At 60.0% G+C, this 20,184-nt stretch carries 21 protein-coding genes; 20 read left to right on the top strand and 1 reads right to left on the bottom strand.

Annotated elements, in window-relative coordinates; genetic code table 11:
- Positions 1-8 precede the first annotated feature (8 nt).
- Positions 9-308, bottom strand: a complete 300-nt coding sequence (locus tag KCX70_RS22810; RefSeq protein ID WP_212618890.1) for a hypothetical protein — start codon at positions 306-308, stop codon at positions 9-11.
- Positions 309-502: 194 nt separating this feature from the next.
- On the opposite strand from KCX70_RS22810, the gene rpmH reads away from it, so the two are divergent.
- The 20 genes from rpmH to KCX70_RS22710 all read left to right on the top strand — a co-directional run bounded on the left by rpmH (position 503) and on the right by KCX70_RS22710 (position 20,156).
- Entirely contained in the window at positions 503-637 is a 135-nt protein-coding gene (rpmH, locus tag KCX70_RS22805) for a 50S ribosomal protein L34 (RefSeq protein ID WP_019340723.1), read from the top strand.
- A gap of 17 nt (positions 638-654) precedes the next feature.
- The gene (gene rnpA, locus KCX70_RS22800; RefSeq protein WP_102852747.1) at positions 655-1,050 is read left to right on the top strand and encodes a ribonuclease P protein component; all 396 of its coding nucleotides are present in this window, start codon (positions 655-657) and stop codon (positions 1,048-1,050) included.
- Positions 1,043-1,288, top strand: a complete 246-nt coding sequence (gene yidD, locus KCX70_RS22795; RefSeq protein ID WP_021209404.1) for a membrane protein insertion efficiency factor YidD — start codon at positions 1,043-1,045, stop codon at positions 1,286-1,288. Before rnpA ends, yidD begins: the two co-directional genes overlap by 8 nt.
- A 2-nt stretch (positions 1,289-1,290) precedes the next feature.
- The gene (gene yidC, locus KCX70_RS22790; RefSeq protein ID WP_212618889.1) at positions 1,291-2,970 is read left to right on the top strand and encodes a membrane protein insertase YidC; all 1,680 of its coding nucleotides are present in this window, start codon (positions 1,291-1,293) and stop codon (positions 2,968-2,970) included.
- 72 nt (positions 2,971-3,042) lie between these two features.
- Positions 3,043-4,401 (top strand): tRNA uridine-5-carboxymethylaminomethyl(34) synthesis GTPase MnmE, encoded by a 1,359-nt coding sequence (mnmE, locus tag KCX70_RS22785; protein WP_212618888.1) that lies wholly within the window; start codon positions 3,043-3,045, stop codon positions 4,399-4,401.
- 553 nt (positions 4,402-4,954) lie between these two features.
- Positions 4,955-6,847 (top strand): tRNA uridine-5-carboxymethylaminomethyl(34) synthesis enzyme MnmG, encoded by a 1,893-nt coding sequence (gene mnmG / locus KCX70_RS22780; RefSeq protein ID WP_212618887.1) that lies wholly within the window; start codon positions 4,955-4,957, stop codon positions 6,845-6,847.
- Positions 6,847-7,494 carry a 16S rRNA (guanine(527)-N(7))-methyltransferase RsmG gene (gene rsmG / locus KCX70_RS22775; protein WP_212618886.1) on the top strand — a complete coding sequence of 216 codons (648 nt, stop codon included), beginning with the start codon at positions 6,847-6,849 and terminating at the stop codon, positions 7,492-7,494. The genes mnmG and rsmG overlap by 1 nt, the downstream gene beginning before the upstream one ends.
- Before the next feature lie 19 nt (positions 7,495-7,513).
- Positions 7,514-8,302: a ParA family protein gene (locus KCX70_RS22770; RefSeq protein ID WP_021209398.1), complete on the top strand. Its 789-nt coding sequence runs from the start codon at positions 7,514-7,516 to the stop codon at positions 8,300-8,302.
- 10 nt (positions 8,303-8,312) lie between these two features.
- Positions 8,313-9,185, top strand: a complete 873-nt coding sequence (locus KCX70_RS22765; RefSeq protein ID WP_102852742.1) for a ParB/RepB/Spo0J family partition protein — start codon at positions 8,313-8,315, stop codon at positions 9,183-9,185.
- A gap of 149 nt (positions 9,186-9,334) precedes the next feature.
- A complete protein-coding gene (locus KCX70_RS22760) occupies positions 9,335-9,739 on the top strand; it encodes a F0F1 ATP synthase subunit I (protein ID WP_021209396.1) in 405 nt (134 codons plus the stop codon).
- A gap of 15 nt (positions 9,740-9,754) precedes the next feature.
- The gene (gene atpB / locus KCX70_RS22755; RefSeq protein WP_102852740.1) at positions 9,755-10,624 is read left to right on the top strand and encodes a F0F1 ATP synthase subunit A; all 870 of its coding nucleotides are present in this window, start codon (positions 9,755-9,757) and stop codon (positions 10,622-10,624) included.
- Between the two features lie 54 nt (positions 10,625-10,678).
- Entirely contained in the window at positions 10,679-10,936 is a 258-nt protein-coding gene (gene atpE / locus KCX70_RS22750; RefSeq protein ID WP_003097235.1) for a F0F1 ATP synthase subunit C, read from the top strand.
- A 52-nt stretch (positions 10,937-10,988) separates the two neighbouring features.
- The gene (locus KCX70_RS22745) at positions 10,989-11,459 is read left to right on the top strand and encodes a F0F1 ATP synthase subunit B (RefSeq protein WP_021209394.1); all 471 of its coding nucleotides are present in this window, start codon (positions 10,989-10,991) and stop codon (positions 11,457-11,459) included.
- A 14-nt stretch (positions 11,460-11,473) separates the two neighbouring features.
- A complete protein-coding gene (locus tag KCX70_RS22740) occupies positions 11,474-12,010 on the top strand; it encodes a F0F1 ATP synthase subunit delta (protein ID WP_021209393.1) in 537 nt (178 codons plus the stop codon).
- 21 nt (positions 12,011-12,031) lie between these two features.
- Positions 12,032-13,576 (top strand): F0F1 ATP synthase subunit alpha, encoded by a 1,545-nt coding sequence (gene atpA / locus KCX70_RS22735; RefSeq protein ID WP_021209392.1) that lies wholly within the window; start codon positions 12,032-12,034, stop codon positions 13,574-13,576.
- A 50-nt stretch (positions 13,577-13,626) separates the two neighbouring features.
- Positions 13,627-14,487, top strand: coding sequence for a F0F1 ATP synthase subunit gamma (gene atpG / locus KCX70_RS22730; RefSeq protein WP_021209391.1), 861 nt, complete (start codon positions 13,627-13,629; stop codon positions 14,485-14,487).
- A gap of 30 nt (positions 14,488-14,517) precedes the next feature.
- Entirely contained in the window at positions 14,518-15,894 is a 1,377-nt protein-coding gene (gene atpD / locus KCX70_RS22725; RefSeq protein WP_212618885.1) for a F0F1 ATP synthase subunit beta, read from the top strand.
- 73 nt (positions 15,895-15,967) lie between these two features.
- Positions 15,968-16,393 carry a F0F1 ATP synthase subunit epsilon gene (locus KCX70_RS22720; protein ID WP_021206889.1) on the top strand — a complete coding sequence of 142 codons (426 nt, stop codon included), beginning with the start codon at positions 15,968-15,970 and terminating at the stop codon, positions 16,391-16,393.
- Positions 16,394-16,532: 139 nt separating this feature from the next.
- Complete coding sequence (gene glmU, locus KCX70_RS22715; protein ID WP_212618884.1) at positions 16,533-17,897, top strand: bifunctional UDP-N-acetylglucosamine diphosphorylase/glucosamine-1-phosphate N-acetyltransferase GlmU; 1,365 nt, start codon at positions 16,533-16,535, stop codon at positions 17,895-17,897.
- A 111-nt stretch (positions 17,898-18,008) separates the two neighbouring features.
- On the top strand, positions 18,009-20,156 hold the full coding sequence (locus KCX70_RS22710) for a methyl-accepting chemotaxis protein (protein ID WP_212618883.1): 2,148 nt from the start codon (positions 18,009-18,011) through the stop codon (positions 20,154-20,156).
- The last annotated feature ends 28 nt before the right edge of the window (positions 20,157-20,184 follow it).

Below are 20,184 nucleotides of genomic sequence, written 5' to 3'. Positions count from 1 at the left end.
GGAATCTCCTAGACGCTGTCGAGCTTTAAACGGCAGCCATTGTAGCCTCCAGACGGGCAGTTATCCACAAAGCGAAGGCTTTTATCTCGGTTACAGGCATATCCAATGCCGCCGATACGGATTACGGAGAGCTGTTGATAACCCGCCTTGAAGGCATAGGAAAAGGCTGTGGATCGCTTGAGCAAAAACGCTGCTGTGGATAAACCTTTAAACCGTCCACAGGAAACCCAAGCCATGCCCACCGTGAACGCACCGTTTCCACAGAAGGTTTCGGCTCTGGCGCAAGGCCCGCAGTGCTTGGTTTGCAAGGTTCTATCCACAGATAACCGGCCGCACATATATAAGCTCTGCATTAAGAAAGCTTTAACTTCTTTTCTTTCTATTTATTTTCTCCATCTAGGGTGCTGGTTGGAAATTGACCTAGCGACGCAGCTTCTCTACAATCGCCGGTCTCTTAAAAGGGGGCCATTCCGGCCCGCAACGGATCACCAGGTAACGCATCATGAAACGCACTTTCCAACCAAGCACCCTCAAGCGCGCTCGCACCCACGGTTTCCGTGCTCGCATGGCTACCAAGAACGGCCGCGCTGTCCTGTCGCGTCGCCGCGCCAAAGGTCGTAAGCGCCTGGCAGTCTGAACACGTCGGAACAGGTAGTGAGTCGAGACTTCGGTCGGGAAAAGCGACTGCTGACCCCGCGCCAGTTCAAAGCAGTCTTCGACTCTCCCTCCGGCAAGATACCGGGCAGGAACATCCTGCTCCTGGTACGCGAGAATGGACTGCCGCATCCCCGTATCGGGCTGGTGATCGGCAAGAAGAGCGTCAAGCTCGCGGTTGAGCGCAATCGCATCAAGCGGCAACTGCGTGAAACCTTTCGTCTCCACCAGACGGAATTGACGGGGTGGGACATCGTGGTTATCTCGCGCAAGGGATTGGCTGATCTGGATAATCCCGAACTGGCACGGCAATTCGCCAAGCTCTGGAGGCGGTTGTCTCGTACCCCGTCCCAGGCCGCCAGCCAACCGGAACAGGGCAAGCCCGTCCATGCGTAAACTGGCCTTGATCCCGATCCGGATCTACCGCTATGCCATCAGCCCCATGATGGCGAGCCATTGTCGTTTCTACCCCAGTTGCTCCTGCTACGCACAAGAGGCCATCGAACGTCATGGTCTGCTGCGCGGTGGCTGGCTGAGCCTGAGCAGGCTTGGCCGTTGCCATCCATGGAATCCGGGCGGCTATGATCCCGTGCCTTCCAACCACACCTCCAATTCATCTTCGATGACCGAGTAACCATGGATATCAAACGCTCGATACTGCTTGTCGCACTGGCAGTCGTTGCCTACCTGATGGTTTTGCAGTGGAACCAGGATTACGGGCAGACCGTGATCCCCGACGAGGCGCGCCAGGAGCAAGCCCCGTCTTCGCAGGTGCCGGCTACTCCCGCACTTGGCGAAAATTCAGCTGGCACGCATACGGACATACCAGCCGTTGGCGAAGGGCAGGCTGCCAGTGCGCTTCCGGACGCTCAGCCGAGTTCACAGCTGATTCGGGTACGTACCGATGTGCTCGATATCGCCATCGACCCTCGCGGCGGCGACATCGTCGATCTGCGTCTGCCCAAGTACCCCCGTAGCCAGGATCGTCCCGATGTGCCGTTCCAGCTGTTCGAGCGCAGCGCCGAACGCACCTACGAAGCACAGAGCGGACTGATTGGCGATGGACCGGACAAGGCCAGCGGGCGTCCGCTGTACAGCAGCGAGCAATCGCAATATCAGCTCAGCGAAGGCCAGGATCAGCTGGTCGTCGATCTCAAATACAGCGAAGACGGCGTCAGCTACACCAAGCGGTTCCGTTTCGACCGCGGCGACTACGATTTCAACGTTGCCTATCTGATCGACAACCAGAGCGACAAGCCCTGGACCGGCCATATGTTCGGTCAGCTGAAGCGCGACAGCAGCAAGGATCCGTCATCGAGCAAGGCCACCGGCACCGCGACCTACCTGGGCGCCGCCCTGTGGACCAAGGACGAACCCTACACCAAGGTCTCCATGGGCAACATGGATGACAAGAACCTGAAGAAAACCGTCGAAGGCGGCTGGATCGCCTGGTTGCAACACTATTTCGTGACCGCGTGGATCCCGCCGGCCGACCAGACCAACCAGGTCCAGACGCGCAAGGATAGCCAGGGCAACTACATCATCGGCTTTACCGGCCCGGCCGTCTCGGTCGCACCCGGCAGTCAGGGCGAGACATCCGCCACCCTGTATGCCGGGCCGAAAAGCCAGGATCAGCTGGAAGAGCTGTCCCCTGGACTGCGCCTGACCGTCGACTACGGCATTCTCTGGTTCATCGCGCAACCGATCTTCTGGCTGCTGCAGCACATCCATGCGCTGCTTGGTAACTGGGGCTGGTCGATCATCGCGCTGACTGTGATCATCAAACTGGCCTTCTTCCCGCTGTCGGCAGCCAGCTACAAGTCCATGGCCCGCATGCGTGCCGTGTCGCCGAAGATGCAGGCGCTCAAGGAACAGTTCGGCGACGACCGCCAGAAGATGTCCCAGGCCATGATGGAGCTGTACAAGAAGGAAAAGATCAACCCGCTCGGCGGCTGCCTGCCGATCCTGGTGCAAATGCCGGTGTTCCTGTCGCTCTACTGGGTGTTGCTGGAAAGCGTCGAGATGCGCCAGGCACCCTGGATGTTCTGGATCACCGACCTGTCGATCAAGGACCCGTTCTTCATCCTGCCGATCATCATGGGCTTGACCATGTTCATCCAGCAGCAGTTGAACCCGACGCCGCCGGACCCGATGCAGGCGAAAGTGATGAAACTGCTGCCCATCATATTCACCTTCTTCTTCCTCTGGTTCCCAGCTGGTCTGGTGCTGTACTGGGTCGTCAACAACTGCTTGTCGATCGCACAGCAGTGGTACATTACGCGCAAGATCGCCGGAACCACCGCGACCGCGAGCTGATTCCGCCGAGCTATACAGAACGCCCCTTGATTGGGGCGTTTTGCTTTTTCGATCCGCCTGGGAGAGAGCCGCATGAGCCAAGATCGCGAAACCATTGCCGCAGTCGCTACCGCGCCCGGACGAGGTGGAATCGGCGTGGTGCGTGTTTCGGGGCCCCGAGCAAAGGCCGTCGCAATCACCCTCAGCGGACGGGAACCGATGCCGCGGTACGCGCATTACGGGCCATTCCACTCCGATGACGGCGAGGTGATCGATGAAGGGGTGATGCTGTTCTTTCCAGGCCCTCATTCGTTTACCGGTGAAGACGTACTGGAGCTGCAGGGGCACGGCGGCCCCGTGGTCATGGACATGCTGCTGCAGCGATGCGTTGAACTCGGCGTTCGCTTGGCACGCCCGGGTGAATTCAGCGAGCGGGCCTTCCTCAACGACAAGCTGGACCTGGCCCAGGCAGAGGCTATCGCCGACCTGATCGAAGCGAGCTCGGCTCAGGCGGCACGCAACGCCGTGCGCTCGCTACAAGGTGATTTTTCCCGTCGGGTGCATGCACTGACCGAACAGCTCATCCAGCTGCGCATTTATGTCGAGGCGGCTATCGATTTCCCCGAGGAAGAAATCGACTTTCTCGCCGATGGCCGGGTGCTCGCCTTGCTGCAGGCGGTCCGACGTGAGTTGCAAATGGTCATCCATGAAGCCGGGCAGGGCGCGCTGCTGCGTGAAGGCATGAACGTGGTGATCGCCGGGCGCCCCAACGCGGGCAAGTCCAGTCTGCTCAACGCCTTGGCTGGACGCGAAGCGGCCATCGTCACCGATATCGCTGGAACCACGCGCGACGTATTGCGCGAGCATATCCATATCGATGGGATGCCTTTGCACATCATCGATACCGCCGGCTTGCGTGACACCAGCGACCAGGTAGAGCGCATCGGGGTGGAGCGCGCGATCAAGGCCATCGAGGACGCCGATCGGGTGTTGCTGGTCGTTGACGCCAGCACAGCGGACGACGACGGCGAAAGGCCGGAGTTTCTCTGGTTCAAGCCGGATCATGCCAAGACCACCCTTATCCGTAACAAGGCAGATCTGACTGGCGAAACTGCTGAGCTGAGCGTCGCCGCAGATGGCTTTACCACCCTCAGCCTCTCGGCCCGCTCCGGTGAAGGGCTCGAGCTGCTACGTGATCACCTCAAGCGCTGCATGGGCTACGACCAGACCTCCGAAAGCGGCTTCAGCGCGCGTCGCCGGCACCTGGACGCATTGCACAAGACCTCCGAGCACCTCGATCATGGCCATGCACAGCTAACCCTCGCCGGTGCGGGCGAGCTGCTTGCCGAAGATCTACGCCAGGCCCAACAAACACTGGGCGAGATTACCGGCGCCTTCAGTTCTGACGATCTTCTCGGTCGGATCTTCTCCAGCTTCTGCATCGGCAAGTAGCCTCGCTACATCACGTGCCGCCGGCAGGCGGCATCCCCCTCTGGTAGTCGCTCGAGAGCTGAGCTAGCGCTTGCCTTTTGCGTCGCGCACGGCTCGCTTCCGTGGGGCTACAGCCACTCCTTCTCATCCTCCGCTTGAGGCTCAGATTCCTCTGGCAGCGCCTGCCTGAGCCTTGTGGAAAACTCAGCGTAAGGTCGGTCTATAAACCTATGGATAACCTGGCATCGATTCGCTCTGTGGATAACTGGCATTTCCATACACAGGGTATTAACGGTTAGCACACCCTCAAAGCTCAGCTTCAGCACAGGCTTTCTATCGCTTGTAATCGAATGGATACGGGGCCTTCAGCGATCTATCCACAGAAATCCGGTCACCATCTCTAAACATAAAAATAAGCTTTAAAGACATTTTCTTTATTTTTCTATATCTACCGATCAATTCGAACCTGACCATACGGTTGGTCATTTTTTATCCAGAGCCCTTCTTTCAGGCACCTGCAACCCCTATACTTGCGCGTTTCCCAGAACTCATCTGAACAGGCACGAGGTACGTGGTGGATTTCCCTTCCCGTTTTGACGTCATCGTCATCGGCGGTGGCCATGCCGGTACCGAAGCAGCCTTGGCGGCCGCTCGAATCGGCGTGAAAACCCTGCTGCTCACCCACAATGTCGAGACACTCGGCCAGATGAGCTGTAATCCCGCCATTGGTGGTATCGGCAAGAGTCATCTGGTCAAGGAAATCGACGCTCTCGGTGGTGCCATGGCGACCGCTACCGACAAGAGCGGGATCCAGTTCCGCGTGCTCAACAGCCGGAAGGGCCCCGCCGTGCGCGCTACCCGCGCGCAGGCTGACCGTGTGCTGTACAAAGCCGCTGTACGCGAGACGTTGGAGAACCAGGCAAACCTGTGGATATTTCAGCAGGCAGCGGATGACCTGATCGTCGAGTCAGACCAGGTCAAAGGCGTGGTCACGCAAATGGGACTGCGTTTTCTTGCCGATTCGGTCGTATTGACCACCGGCACCTTTCTCGGCGGGCTTATCCACATAGGCTTGCAGAATTACTCGGGGGGACGCGCCGGCGATCCGCCTTCGGTCGCACTGGCCAAGCGTCTGCGCGAGTTGCCCCTGCGAGTCGGTCGGCTGAAAACCGGAACGCCGCCGCGCATCGACGGGCGTAGCGTGGATTTCTCGGTAATGACCGAGCAGCCCGGAGACACCCCCATCCCGCCGATGTCCTTTCTTGGCGAAGCCGCGCACCACCCGCGTCAGGTCAGTTGCTGGATCACCCATACCAATGCGCGGACCCACGAAATCATTGCGGCCAACCTCGATCGCTCGCCGATGTACTCCGGGGTGATCGAAGGCGTCGGGCCGCGCTATTGCCCCTCGATCGAAGACAAGATCCATCGTTTCGCCGACAAGGAGAGTCATCAGGTCTTCATCGAACCCGAGGGTCTGACGACGCACGAGCTGTACCCCAACGGTATCTCGACCTCCTTGCCCTTCGATGTGCAGCTGCAGATCGTCCAGAGCATTCGCGGCATGGAGCACGCGCACATCGTGCGTCCCGGCTATGCCATCGAGTACGACTACTTCGACCCGCGGGACCTGAAGTACAGCCTGGAAACCAAGGTCATCGGCGGCCTGTTCTTCGCCGGCCAGATCAACGGCACCACCGGGTATGAGGAAGCTGGCGCGCAGGGACTGCTCGCCGGGACCAACGCAGCCTTGCGGGCTCAGGGCAAGGACAGCTGGTGCCCGCGGCGGGACGAGGCCTACCTTGGGGTGCTGGTCGACGACCTGATCACTTTGGGTACCCAGGAGCCCTATCGCATGTTCACGTCGCGGGCCGAGTACCGGCTGATTCTTCGCGAAGACAACGCCGATCTGCGGCTGACCGAGAAGGGCCGTGAATTGGGGCTGGTCGATGATGTCCGTTGGGCCGCCTTCGAGCGCAAGCGTGAAAGCATCGTGCGGGAAGAACAGCGACTGAAGAGCACCTGGGTACGTCCGGGGACACCGCAAGGCGACGCCATTGCCGCGCGTTTCGGAACACCGCTGACTCACGAGTACAGCCTGTTGAATCTGCTTGCACGGCCGGAAATCGACTACCGCAGCCTGATCGAACTCACCGGCATGGGCGTCGAGGATGCGCAAGTTGCCGAACAGGTCGAGATCAAGACCAAATATGCCGGTTACATCGATCGCCAGCAGGATGAAATTGCCCGGCTGCGCGCCAGCGAGAACATCACATTGCCGGCGGATCTGGAGTACTCGAGCATTTCCGGCTTGTCCAAGGAAATCCAGCACAAGCTTTCCCTGGCACGCCCTGAAACCTTGGGTCAGGCGTCACGGATTCCCGGTGTTACGCCAGCGGCGGTGTCGCTACTGATGATTCATCTGAAAAAACGCGGCGCTGGCCAGAAACTGGAGCAGAGTGCCTGATGGCAGCCGAATACGAGCGCTACGCTGAAGAACTCCGCCAGGGCGCGGCGGCGCTGAGCGTCGAGCTGAGCCATACCCAGCAGGAGCAACTGCTTGCCTATCTGGCGCTGCTGAACAAGTGGAACAAGGCTTACAACCTGACAGCCGTGCGCGATCCGGCCGAGATGGTCTCGCGGCACCTGCTCGACAGTCTCAGTGTCGCGCCGCACGTGCAACCGGGCGGTTCGAGTTGGCTCGATGTGGGCAGCGGCGGCGGAATGCCCGGTATTCCGCTGGCCATCCTGTTTCCCGAGCGACGCTTCACCTTGCTCGACTCCAATAGCAAGAAGACCCGCTTTCTTATCCAGGTCAAACTCGAGCTGAAACTCGCCAACGTCGAAGTTGTCCACAGCCGCGTCGAACAGTTCAGACCGGCCGAGCCGTTCGCGGGCATCACCTCGCGAGCGTTCAGTTCGTTGGAGGATTTCGCCAACTGGACGCGTCACCTCGGCGATCTCGATACGCGCTGGTTGGCGATGAAAGGTGTTCAGCCCGACGACGAGCTTCAGGCACTGCCCTCGGATTTCCAGCTGGAGCGCTGCCTGGTTCTCAAGGTTCCCGGTTGCCAAGGGCAACGCCATCTGTTGATACTGCGCCGCACTTCATGACTCCGGACAGACACTGACCATGGCTAAAGTATTTGCCATCGCCAACCAGAAGGGCGGTGTCGCCAAGACCACCACCTGCATCAACCTGGCCGCCTCGCTGGTAGCGACACGCCGCCGTGTGCTGCTCATCGATCTTGATCCACAGGGCAACGCCACCACCGGCAGTGGTGTGGATAAGTTGAGCCTGGAGTATTCGATCTATGACGTGCTGATCGGCGAATGCAGCCTGGTCGATGCGATGCAGTTCTCCGAACATGGCGGCTATCAGTTGCTGCCGGCCAACCGGGATCTCACGGCGGCCGAGGTGGCCTTGCTGAAATTGCCGGCCAAGGAAAACCGTCTGCGCGAGGCCCTCGCGCCGGTGCGTGAAAACTACGACTACATCCTGATCGACTGCCCTCCCTCGCTGTCGATGCTGACCATCAACGCACTGACGGCGGCAGACGGCGTAATTATTCCAATGCAGTGCGAGTACTACGCCCTAGAAGGCCTGACCGACCTGGTCAACTCCATCCAGCGCATTGGCCAGGCGTTGAATCCGTCACTGAAAATCGAGGGACTGCTGCGCACCATGTACGACCCGCGCAGCAGTCTGACCAACGACGTCACCGAGCAGCTCAAGACGCATTTTGGCGAGAAGCTTTACGACACGGTCATCCCGCGCAACGTGCGCCTGGCCGAAGCGCCCAGCCACGGTATGCCGGCGTTGGTCTACGACAAGCAATCGAAGGGCGCCTTGGCCTATCTGGCGCTGGCGGGCGAGTTGTCGCGCCGCCAGCGCCGAGCTGCCCGCAGCGTAACCGCATAAGGAAATTTTCATGGCGACCAAAAAACGAGGCTTGGGACGCGGGTTGGATGCGCTGCTCGGCGGCGCCAACGTAGCGGCGGTGCAGGAAGAGGCCGCTCAGGTCGATCGCAGTGAGCTACAGCAGTTGCCGGTCGACATCATTCAGCGTGGCAAGTATCAGCCGCGTCGCGACATTGACCCCGCCACGCTCGATGAACTTGCCCATTCGATTCGCAGCCAGGGCGTCATGCAGCCGATCGTCGTGCGTTCGATCGGCTCGGGTCGTTACGAGATCATTGCCGGCGAGCGACGCTGGCGCGCCAGCCAGCAGGCTGGGCTGGACAAGATCCCTGCAATCGTCCGCGAGGTTTCCGACGAAGCGGCCATCGCCATGGCGCTGATCGAGAACATCCAGCGCGAGGACCTCAACCCCATCGAGGAAGCCGTGGCGCTGCAACGGTTGCAGCAGGAGTTCCAGCTGACCCAACAACAGGTCGCCGACGCGGTGGGCAAATCGCGTGTGACCATCAGCAACCTTTTGCGCTTGATCGCCTTGCCGGACGAGATAAAGACGCTACTGTCTCATGGCGATCTGGAAATGGGACATGCCCGTGCGTTGCTGGGATTGCCGGGCGAACGGCAGGTTGAAGGTGCGCGGCACGTTGTCGCACGCGGTCTGACCGTACGCCAGACCGAAGCCCTGGTTCGCCAGTGGCTGAGCCAGAAAGAAGACGACAAAAGCGCGCCCAAGAGTGATCCGGACATCGTGCGTCTGGAACAGCGACTGGCCGAGCGGCTGGGCTCGCCAGTGCAGATCAAGCATGGCGAGAAGGGTAAGGGACAGCTGGTGATACGCTACAACTCGCTGGATGAACTGCAGGGTGTGCTAGCCCATATACGTTGAAACAATTTCACACGGATGGGGTTGTAGTAATGCTTGGAATTCACTACCGAACGGTTGTACCTGATTCGGCCGCCCCATATAATCTGCGCGCATTTTTGAAGACATGGCATGGCGCTAAATGGCATGCCGGCGAAAGCCAAGGGAAAATATTGGTCGGTTCCGTGCAGAAGCTTTTAGCCATCCATCGGATCGCGGTCTTTCCAGTTCTGTTGGCGCAGTTGGCGTTGTTGATCAGCGCGGCGATGTTGCTTTGGCAGTGCGTGGATCCTGTCGCCGGCTATTCTGGTTTGCTTGGCGGCCTGATCGCTTGGTTACCGAACATTTATTTTGCCCACAAGGCCTTTCGCTTTAGTGGCGCCCGTGCTGCTCAGGCTATTGTCCGGTCATTTTATGCCGGCGAAGCAGGGAAACTGATCTTTACATCGGCGCTGTTTGCGCTGGTATTCACAGGGGTGAAACCACTGAACCCACTTTCCTTGTTTGGTGTGTTCATACTGACTCAGGGAGTCGGCTGGTTCGCTCCTCTGCTGATTAAGAAAAGAATTTCAAATTGATCCATTGAGGCAATCATGGCAGCAGAGAACGCTTCGGGTTACATCCAGCATCACCTATCGAATCTGACCTATGGCCGCCTTCCGACTGGCGAATGGGGCTTCGCCCATTCGGCCGAACAAGCCAAGGAAATGGGATTCTGGGCGTTCCACCTGGATACGCTCGGTGTATCGGTAGCACTCGGTCTGATATTCATCCTGCTCTTCTGGATGGTGGCCAGGAAGGTAACGTCCGGGCAGCCGGGCGGCGCGCAGAACTTCGTCGAATTGATGGTTGAGTTCGTCGACAACAGCGTCAAGGACACCTTCCACGGTCGTAATCCGCTGATCGCGCCGCTGGCTCTGACGATTTTCGTTTGGGTGTTCCTGATGAACTTCATGGATCTCTTCCCGGTCGATTGGCTGCCCATGCTGGCCGCCAAGATCACTGGCAACGAGCACCTGTTCTTCCGGGTGGTTCCGACCACGGATCCGAACGCCACACTGGGTCTGGCTCTCTCTGTTTTTGCCCTGCTGCTTTTCTACAGCGTCAAGGTCAAGGGCATCGGCGGTTTCCTTGGCGAATTGACTCTGCATCCGTTCAGCAGCAAGAACATGGCCGTGCAGATCCTGCTCGTGCCGATCAACTTTCTTCTCGAATTCGTTACCCTGGTCGCCAAGCCGGTATCGCTGGCGCTGCGTCTGTTCGGCAACCTCTATGCCGGCGAACTGATCTTCATCCTGATTGCCATCATGTTCGCAAACGGTCTGGTGCTCGGTGGGCTGGGTATTGTTCTGCAGTGGGCATGGGCGGTGTTCCATATCCTGATCATCGTGCTGCAGGCCTTCATCTTCATGATGCTCACGATCGTCTACCTGTCGATGGCGCATGAAGATAACGATCACTGATTCGATTCGCTTTACCTAAACCCTTAACCAATACGACATAAAGTCGGAGGAAAGATGGAAACTGTAGTTGGACTGACTGCTATCGCTGTAGCTCTGCTGATCGGCCTGGGTGCTCTGGGTACGGCAATCGGCTTCGGCCTGCTGGGCGGAAAATTCCTGGAAGGCGCTGCGCGTCAGCCGGAAATGGTTCCGATGCTGCAAGTGAAAATGTTCATCGTCGCCGGTCTGCTCGACGCCGTGACCATGATCGGTGTTGGTATTGCACTGTTCTTCACCTTCGCGAACCCCTTCGTTGGTCAAATCGCAGGCTGATTCGCTTCCCAGTGAATTGGTTTGACGGACAACGAACGAGCGAGGTGTTGGCGTGAACATTAATGCAACCCTGATTGGCCAGTCCGTTGCCTTCTTCATCTTCGTGCTGTTCTGCATGAAGTTCGTATGGCCTCCGGTCATTACGGCTTTGCAGGAAAGACAGAAGAAGATCGCAGACGGCTTGGACGCTGCCAACCGCGCGGCTCGTGATCTGGAGCTGGCCCACGAGAAAGTGGCCGAGCAACTGCGCGACGCCAAAGGCCAGGCTGCTGAAATCATCGAGCAGGCCAAGAAGCGCGCGGCTCAGATCGTCGACGAAGCCCGTGACCAGGCTCGTGTCGAAGCTGACCGTGTGAAGGCTCAGGCTCAGGCCGAGATCGAACAGGAAATCAACGGCATCAAAGACGCCCTGCGTGCCCAAGTGGGTAGCCTGGCAGTCAGCGGTGCGGAGAAGATCCTGGGCGCATCCATCGACCAAAGCGCGCATGCGGAGCTGGTTAACAAACTGGCAGCCGAAATTTAAGCGAGGGCGCGATCATGGCAGAACTGACCACGCTGGCCCGACCTTACGCCAAGGCTGCCTTCGAGCACGCACAGGCCCATCAGCAGCTGGCCAATTGGTCAGCCATGCTCGGCCTGGCTGCAGCGGTGTCGCTCGACGACACCATGCAGCGCGTGTTCAAGGCCCCGCGTCTGACGAGTACAGAAAAGGCCACCGCCTTCATTGAGGTGTGTGGCGACAAGTTCGACGCCCAGGCACAGAACTTCATCCAAGTTATCGCCGAGCATGATCGTCTGGCGTTGTTGCCGGATATCTACGCCCAGTTCGAGCTGTACAAGGCCGAGCAGGAAAAGTCGATCGACGTGGATGTCACCAGTGCCTTCGCATTGAGCGATGAACAGCAAGACAAACTCGCCAAGGTTCTCAGTGCACGGCTCGGCCGAGAAGTGCGTCTGCACGCCGCGGAAGATGCCACCTTGATTGGTGGTGTGCTGATCCGCGCCGGCGACCTGGTTATCGATGGCTCAGTTCGCGGCAAGCTCGCGAAACTGGCCGAAGCATTGAAATCTTGAGTTTGAAGGGGCAGCAGAGCTATGCAGCAACTCAATCCATCCGAAATAAGTGAAATCATCAAGGGGCGCATCGAGAAACTCGACGTCGCCTCCCAAGCCCGTAACGAAGGCACCATCGTCAGCGTTTCCGACGGTATCGTTCGAATCTATGGTCTGGCCGACGTGATGTACGGCGAGATGATCGAGTTCCCGGGCGGCGTCTTTGGTATGGCGTTGAACCTGGAGCAGGATTCCGTCGGTGCCGTTGTGCTGGGTGCGTACACCAGCCTGGCCGAAGGCATGAGCGCCAAGTGCACCGGTCGTATTCTCGAAGTGCCGGTCGGTCCGGAACTGCTCGGTCGTGTCGTCGATGCGCTGGGCAACCCGATCGATGGCAAGGGTCCGATCAACGCGGCTGCGACCGATGCGGTCGAAAAGGTCGCTCCGGGCGTGATCTGGCGTAAGTCGGTCGACCAGCCGGTGCAGACCGGGTACAAGTCGGTCGATGCCATGATCCCGGTTGGCCGTGGCCAGCGCGAGCTGATCATCGGTGACCGTCAGATCGGTAAGACAGCCCTGGCTGTCGACGCCATCATCAACCAGAAGAACAGCGGAATCCGCTGCGTCTACGTCGCCATTGGCCAGAAGCAATCGACCATTGCCAACGTGGTGCGCAAGCTTGAACAGCACGGCGCCATGGCTAACACCATCGTCGTGGCCGCTTCGGCTTCCGAATCCGCTGCGCTGCAATTCCTGGCACCCTATGCCGGCTGCACCATGGGCGAGTACTTCCGCGATCGCGGCGAAGACGCGCTTATCGTGTACGACGACCTGTCCAAGCAGGCCGTGGCTTATCGTCAGATCTCCTTGCTGCTGCGCCGTCCGCCGGGACGTGAAGCCTACCCCGGCGACGTGTTCTATCTCCACAGCCGTCTGCTGGAGCGTGCTTCGCGCGTTTCCGAGGAATATGTCGAGAAGTTCACCAATGGTGCGGTCACCGGCAAGACCGGCTCGCTCACCGCGCTGCCGATCATCGAAACCCAGGCCGGCGACGTTTCCGCGTTCGTTCCGACCAACGTGATTTCGATCACCGACGGTCAGATCTTCCTGGAATCGGCGATGTTCAACGCAGGCATCCGTCCGGCAGTCAACGCCGGTATCTCGGTATCCCGCGTGGGTGGCGCCGCTCAGACCAAGATCATCAAGAAGCTCTCCGGTGGTATCCGTACCGCTCTGGCGCAGTACCGCGAGTTGGCGGCATTCGCGCAGTTTGCCTCTGACCTGGACGAAGCTACTCGCAAGCAGCTCGAGCATGGTCAGCGCGTGACCGAGCTGATGAAGCAGAAGCAGTACGCGCCGATGTCCATCGCGGACATGTCCGTATCGCTTTATGCAGCCGAGCGCGGTTTCCTGACCGATGTGGCAGTGGACAAAGTTGGCGCCTTCGAAGCATCCCTGCTGGGCTACTTCAATCGTGAGCTGGCCGATCTGATGGCCAAGATCAACGTGAAAGGTGACTTCAACGACGAAATCGACGCCGCCATCAAGGCTGGCATCGAGAAGTTCAAGGCCACCCAAACCTGGTAAGCCGCAGCGGGCATCGTAAGGTGCCCGCCTGCTAACCCGATAGGTGTCAAATGGCAGGCGCAAAAGAGATTCGCAGCAAGATTGCGAGCATCAAGAGCACGCAAAAGATCACCAGCGCCATGGAAAAGGTGGCGGTCAGCAAGATGCGCAAGGCACAGCAGCGCATGGCAGCTAGCCGTCCCTATGCGGAGCGTATCCGCCAGGTGATTGGTCATCTGGCCAACGCCAACCCGGAATACCGCCACCCGTTCATGGTCGAGCGCGAGATCAAGCGCGTCGGCTATATCGTGGTGAGCAGTGACCGCGGTCTGTGCGGCGGCTTGAACACCAACCTGTTCAAGGCTCTGGTCAAGGACATGGCGAAAGATCGCCAGCAGGGCGCGGAGATCGATCTCTGCGTGATTGGCAGCAAGGGAGCGGCATTCTTCCGCAACTTTGGTGGCAATGTCGTTGCTGCGATCAGTCACCTCGGCGAAGAGCCCTCGGTCAATGACCTGATCGGTAGCGTCAAGGTCATGCTCGATGCCTACCTCGAAGGGCGTATCGATCGCCTGTCCGTGGTCTCGAACAAGTTCATCAACACCATGACGCAAAAGCCGACACTGGAGCAGCTCGTTCCATTGGTGGCCGATCCGGATCAGGAGCTCAAGCATCACTGGGACTATCTGTACGAGCCCGATGCCAAGGAGCTGCTCGACGGCCTGATGGTTCGCTATGTCGAATCCCAGGTGTACCAGGCGGTGGTCGAGAACAGCGCGGCCGAACAGGCGGCGCGGATGATCGCGATGAAGAATGCCACCGACAACGCTGGCGAAATCATCAAGGACCTGCAGCTTGTGTACAACAAGGCGCGTCAGGCAGCGATCACCCAAGAGATTTCGGAAATCGTCGGCGGCGCTGCCGCGGTTTAAGAACGGTTCAAATATTCTGAGGAACCAAAGATGAGTAGCGGACGTATCGTTCAAATCATCGGCGCCGTTATCGACGTGGAATTCCCGCGTGACAAGGTGCCGAGTGTTTATGAAGCGCTGAAGGTGACTGGCGCCGAAACCACTCTGGAAGTCCAGCAGCAGCTGGGCGACGGCGTGGTACGTACCATTGCCATGGGTTCGACCGAGGGCCTCAAGCGTGGCCTGGACGTCGATAGCACTGGCGCAGGCATCCAGGTACCGGTAGGGGTGAAAACCCTCGGCCGTATCATGGACGTTCTGGGCAACCCGATCGACGAAGCGGGTCCGATTGGCGAAGAAGAGCGCTGGGGCATTCACCGTCCTGCGCCGAGCTACGCCGAACAGGCTGGCTCCAACGAGCTGCTGGAAACCGGCATCAAGGTTATCGACCTGGTCTGCCCGTTCGCCAAGGGCGGTAAGGTCGGTCTGTTCGGTGGTGCCGGTGTCGGCAAGACCGTGAACATGATGGAACTGATCCGTAACATCGCCATCGAGCACAGCGGTTATTCCGTGTTCGCCGGTGTGGGTGAGCGTACTCGTGAGGGTAACGACTTCTACCACGAGATGAAGGACTCTAACGTTCTCGACAAGGTTGCCCTGGTCTACGGTCAGATGAACGAGCCGCCAGGTAACCGTCTGCGCGTTGCGCTGACCGGCCTGACCATGGCCGAGAAGTTCCGTGACGAAGGCCGTGATGTTCTGTTCTTCGTGGACAACATCTACCGCTACACACTCGCCGGTACCGAAGTATCCGCACTGCTGGGCCGTATGCCTTCGGCGGTGGGTTATCAGCCGACCCTGGCCGAAGAGATGGGTGTTCTGCAAGAGCGCATCACGTCGACCAAGACCGGTTCGATCACTTCGATCCAGGCCGTCTACGTTCCTGCGGACGACCTGACCGACCCGAGCCCGGCGACCACCTTCGCCCACCTGGACGCCACCGTCGTACTGTCCCGTGACATCGCCTCCCTGGGTATCTACCCGGCGGTCGATCCACTCGATTCGACCTCGCGTCAGCTGGATCCGAACGTGATTGGCCAGGAGCACTACGACACCGCTCGCGGCGTCCAGTACGTGCTGCAGCGCTACAAGGAACTGAAGGACATCATCGCCATTCTCGGCATGGACGAACTCTCCGAAGAAGACAAGCAGTTGGTATCGCGTGCTCGTAAGATTCAGCGTTTCCTGTCCCAGCCGTTCTTCGTGGCCGAAGTCTTCACCGGTTCGCCGGGCAAGTACGTGTCGCTCAAGGACACCATTGCCGGGTTCAGCGGTATCCTCAAGGGCGACTACGATCACCTGCCGGAACAAGCGTTCTACATGGTAGGCAGCATCGAAGAAGCCATCGAGAAAGCGAAGAAACTGTAATCACCCGTGCGTCCGGCAACGGACGCGTAAAGGATGCGGGCACCGCCCGCGTTCTGTCACGTGAGGCAAGCGAATGGCTATGACAGTCCATTGCGATATCGTCAGCGCGGAAGCGGAGATCTTCTCCGGTCTGGTCGAGATGGTGATTGCGCACGGTAACCTGGGAGATTTGGGTATCGCTCCGGGCCACGCGCCGCTGATCACCAACCTGAAGCCGGGTCCGATTCGTCTGATCAAGCAGGGTGGCGAAGCCGAGGTGTTCTACATCTCCGGTGGCTTCCTCGAAGTGCAGCCGAACATGGTCAAGGTCCTCGCCGATACCGTGCAGCGTGCTGCCGACATCGACGAAGCTGCGGCTCAGGAAGCCCTCAAGGCGGCCGAGAAGGCGTTGCACGAGCAGGGAGCGGAGTTCGACTACGGTTCCGCTGCCGCTCATCTGGCCGAGGTCGCAGCGCAACTGCGTACCGTCCAGCAGCTTCGCAAGAAGTTCGGCGGCTAACGCCAGCGGCTTCAACCGCGTTGGGAGAAAGGGTAGCCTTGGCTACCCTTTTTCTTTTTCTCCGTTTTGTTTAGCAGTCCTGGCCCTCGGCTGAGGTACTGCATCCGGATCAGTTCCGGTTACCGAAAGGATCTGCCTCATGTCGCTCGATATCGTCATCCTTGCTGCGGGCCAGGGGACGCGTATGCGTTCCGCCTTGCCGAAAGTCCTGCATCCGGTCGCCGGGCAGTCCATGCTCGGTCACGTTATTGCCACTGCACGGCAGCTCTCGCCTGATCGAATTCATGTCGTGATCGGGCACGGTGCCGACGAGGTTCGCCAGCGGCTGGCCGCCGATGATCTGAATTTCGTCGTCCAGGCAGAGCAGCTCGGTACCGGCCACGCGGTGGCGCAGGCGCTGCCCGCCCTGAGCGCCGAGCGAGTGTTGATCCTCTATGGCGATGTCCCCTTGATCGAGGTGGCCACGCTCGAACGGCTCTTGCACAAGGTCGGCGCGCAGCAGATTGCGTTGCTCACGGTTAACCTGGACGATCCGACCGGCTACGGCCGAATCGTGCGTGATGACCAAGGCGTGGTGCAGGCGATCGTCGAGCACAAGGACGCATCGGCCGACCAGAAGCTGATCACCGAAGGCAATACCGGAATTCTCGCTGTGCCGGGGGAGCGTCTCGGTGACTGGCTCGGGCGCCTCTCCAACAGCAACGCGCAGGGTGAGTACTACCTGACGGACGTCATCGCCATGGCGGTAGCCGATGGCCTGGTGGTCGCCACGGAGCAGCCACTGGATGCGATGGAGGTGCAGGGCGCCAATGATCGCCGCCAGCTCGCCGAACTGGAGCGGCATTACCAGCTACGTGCTGCTCACCGGCTGATGGCCCAGGGGGTCACGCTGCGCGATCCGGCGCGCTTCGATCTGCGTGGCGAGGTCACTGTCGGCCGTGACGTGCTGATCGACATCAACGTGATTCTCGAAGGCAAGGTCGTCATCGAGGATGGCGTCGAGATCGGTCCCAACTGCGTGATCCGCGACAGTACGTTGCGCCGTGGTGCAGTGATCAAGGCCAACAGCCATCTTGAAGGCGCCGAGCTCGGCGAGGGTGCCGATTGCGGTCCCTTTGCCCGCCTGCGTCCCGGCGCGGTGCTCGGTGCCAAGGCGCACGTCGGCAACTTCGTCGAGGTGAAGAACTCGCACCTGGGTGAGGGCGCGAAAGCCGGGCACCTGGCCTATCTGGGCGATGCGGATATCGGCTCCCGGACCAACATCGGCGCTGGCACCATCACCTGCAACTACGATGGTGCGAACAAGTTCCGCACGGTGCTGGGCGAAGACGTGTTCATCGGCTCCAACAGCTCGCTCGTAGCGCCCGTGAGCCTTGGCGATGGTGCGACCACTGGCGCCGGCTCGGTGATCACCGCCGACGTGCCGGCCGGGACCCTCGCATTGGGCCGCGCCCGGCAGGCATTGATCGAAGGCTGGCAACGCCCGCAAAAAACGCGCAAATAAGCCGCCTGGCTCGTGCAAGACGATGCCCGGCCGGCAAGTGGTTATGCCTGATAGCTAAAGAGATCGTACATCTGGCCGATCTCTTAAGGCATAACCACAAAGGACGTCGTCATGCTCTTGCTCAATCGCCTGTCCATCCAGTGGAAGCTCACTCTGCTGGCCGGTCTCTGCCTCCTGCTGATCGTCGGCTTGCTGGTCGGTGCTTCACTTTATCAATCCCGCCAGACCGTTGCCCTCGTCAATGCCTCGAGCAGTACCATGCTCGAGGAGTCCGCGCGCAACAACTTGCAGGCACGCGGTCTCGCGCAGGCACTGCGTATCGAACGGCAGTTCAACGACGCCTATCAGTACGGGCTGGGCCTGACGCGTCAGGTGTTGTCGCTGCGAGAGCAGTCCATCGAACGCATGTCGAATGCCTTCGAGCTGCGCGAGGATTTGCGTCATCAGCTGGAGATGGCGCTACAGGCCAACCCCGACCTGATCGGGCTGTACGCCGTCTTCGAGCCCGACGCGTTGGATGACAAGGACGGCATGTTCATCGGCAACGCCGAGATGGGGGGCAATGATAGCGGTCGCTTCTCACTGTACTGGTCGCAGCGTACGCCAGGTCAGCTCAACGCGGAAATCATGAACGAGGACTTGCTCGGCGATACGACGCCAGGGATCAGCGGCGCGCCTTACAACGCCTGGTATGCCTGCCCCCGCGATCGCGGCCGGGTCTGTTTGCTCGATCCCTATTTCGACGAGGTGGACGGCCAGCAACTGCTGATGACCAGCATCGCCTTTCCGCTGATCGAAGCCGGTAAGGTGATTGGCGTCGTCGGCGTGGACATCAGTCTCGCGTCGCTGCAGGCATTCAGCGAACAGGCGCATCAGGACCTTTACCAGGGCGAGGGCCAACTGAGCGTGATCAGCCCGGCCAAACTCCTGGGTGGTCACAGTCGCAATGCCGGCCTGCTCGGCAAGCCATTGAGCGAGGCGTACGGCGCGGACAGCGAGGCAATCGGCCGTGCGGTCGACTCGGGTCAGAAGGCGATGCTCCAGAACGGCGACATGCTGCGGGTGTTGCAGCCGGTGCAACCAATACCCGAACTCGCTCCCTGGGCCGTTCTGCTGGAAGTGCCGCGGCAGGTGCTGCTCGCGCCGGCGTTGCGTCTCGAGCAGAGCTTGCAGCTTCAGAGTCGCAAGGACGGCATGGTCGCCTTGGCCATCGGACTTGTTGCCGTGCTGGTGGGGCTGGCGTTGATGTGGCTGACCGCGCGCGGCGTCACCCGACCGATAGAAGGCGTTGCAGCCATGCTCAAGGATATCGCCAGCGGCGAGGGTGATCTGACGCGTCGGCTGCAATATGACCGCCAGGACGAGCTGGGCGCCCTGGCCGGCTGGTTCAACCGTTTCCTCGACAAGCTGCAACCAACCATCGCCGATGTGAAGCGGTCGGTGCAGGATGCCCGCAGCAGTGCCGACCAGTCGGCCGTGATCGCCAGCCAGACCAGTGCCGGCATGCAGCAACAGTTCCGTGAGGTCGACCAGGTGGCGACCGCGTCGCAAGAAATGAGCGCCACCGCGCAGGACGTGGCCCGCAACGCGGCCCAGGCGGCCGAAGCGGCACGCGACGTTGATCAAGCCACGCATGAGGGCTTGAGGATCATCGACCACACTACGCACAGCATCGGCAGCCTGGCCAACGAACTGAACCAGGCGATGACGCAAGTCGAGAGCCTGGCCGCGAGCAGCGAGCAAATCGGCTCGGTGCTCGAGGTGATTCGCGCAATCGCCGAGCAGACCAACCTGCTGGCACTCAACGCGGCTATCGAGGCTGCTCGGGCCGGCGAGGCTGGTCGCGGTTTTGCCGTGGTCGCTGATGAAGTACGCAACCTGGCTCAGCGAACACAGGAATCCATCGAAGAAATTCGCCAGGTCATCGAGCGTTTGCAGAATGGAACGCAGGATGTGGTGACGGCCATGCAGGGCAGCCGCAATCAGGCCCAGGGCAGCGTCGACCAGGTCGGGCAAGCGGTCGCGGCGCTGCGCAAGATCGGCGATGCGGTGGCGGTGATCTCCGATATGAACCTGCAGATCGCCAGTGCAGCCGAGCAGCAGAGTGCCGTCGCCGAGGAGATCAACCGCAACGTGGCCGGCATCCGCGATGTCACCGAGTCGCTGTCGGGCCAGGCGGAGGAGTCAGCGCAGGTCAGCCAGGCGCTCAACCAGCTGGCCAATAACCAACAGACGCTGATGGGTTATTTCCGTGTCTGAGGCGCGCCAGGGTTGACTGAACGGGTGC

Source organism: Stutzerimonas stutzeri, assembly GCF_018138085.1.
Taxonomy (GTDB): Bacteria; Pseudomonadota; Gammaproteobacteria; order Pseudomonadales; family Pseudomonadaceae; genus Stutzerimonas; species Stutzerimonas stutzeri_AI.
The sequence above is the reverse complement of the archived record's forward strand: the minus strand, read 5'-3'. Positions and strand labels throughout refer to the sequence as shown.

Coding starts and splice junctions, on each gene's coding strand:
- rpmH (WP_019340723.1), top strand. CDS start 503: ATGAAACGCACTTTCCAACCAAGCACCCTCAAGCGCGCTCGCACCCAC.
- yidD (WP_021209404.1), top strand. CDS start 1,043: ATGCGTAAACTGGCCTTGATCCCGATCCGGATCTACCGCTATGCCATC.
- yidC (WP_212618889.1), top strand. CDS start 1,291: ATGGATATCAAACGCTCGATACTGCTTGTCGCACTGGCAGTCGTTGCC.
- mnmE (WP_212618888.1), top strand. CDS start 3,043: ATGAGCCAAGATCGCGAAACCATTGCCGCAGTCGCTACCGCGCCCGGA.
- rsmG (WP_212618886.1), top strand. CDS start 6,847: ATGGCAGCCGAATACGAGCGCTACGCTGAAGAACTCCGCCAGGGCGCG.
- KCX70_RS22770 (WP_021209398.1), top strand. CDS start 7,514: ATGGCTAAAGTATTTGCCATCGCCAACCAGAAGGGCGGTGTCGCCAAG.
- KCX70_RS22765 (WP_102852742.1), top strand. CDS start 8,313: ATGGCGACCAAAAAACGAGGCTTGGGACGCGGGTTGGATGCGCTGCTC.
- atpB (WP_102852740.1), top strand. CDS start 9,755: ATGGCAGCAGAGAACGCTTCGGGTTACATCCAGCATCACCTATCGAAT.
- atpE (WP_003097235.1), top strand. CDS start 10,679: ATGGAAACTGTAGTTGGACTGACTGCTATCGCTGTAGCTCTGCTGATC.
- KCX70_RS22740 (WP_021209393.1), top strand. CDS start 11,474: ATGGCAGAACTGACCACGCTGGCCCGACCTTACGCCAAGGCTGCCTTC.
- atpA (WP_021209392.1), top strand. CDS start 12,032: ATGCAGCAACTCAATCCATCCGAAATAAGTGAAATCATCAAGGGGCGC.
- atpG (WP_021209391.1), top strand. CDS start 13,627: ATGGCAGGCGCAAAAGAGATTCGCAGCAAGATTGCGAGCATCAAGAGC.
- atpD (WP_212618885.1), top strand. CDS start 14,518: ATGAGTAGCGGACGTATCGTTCAAATCATCGGCGCCGTTATCGACGTG.
- KCX70_RS22720 (WP_021206889.1), top strand. CDS start 15,968: ATGGCTATGACAGTCCATTGCGATATCGTCAGCGCGGAAGCGGAGATC.
- glmU (WP_212618884.1), top strand. CDS start 16,533: ATGTCGCTCGATATCGTCATCCTTGCTGCGGGCCAGGGGACGCGTATG.
- KCX70_RS22710 (WP_212618883.1), top strand. CDS start 18,009: ATGCTCTTGCTCAATCGCCTGTCCATCCAGTGGAAGCTCACTCTGCTG.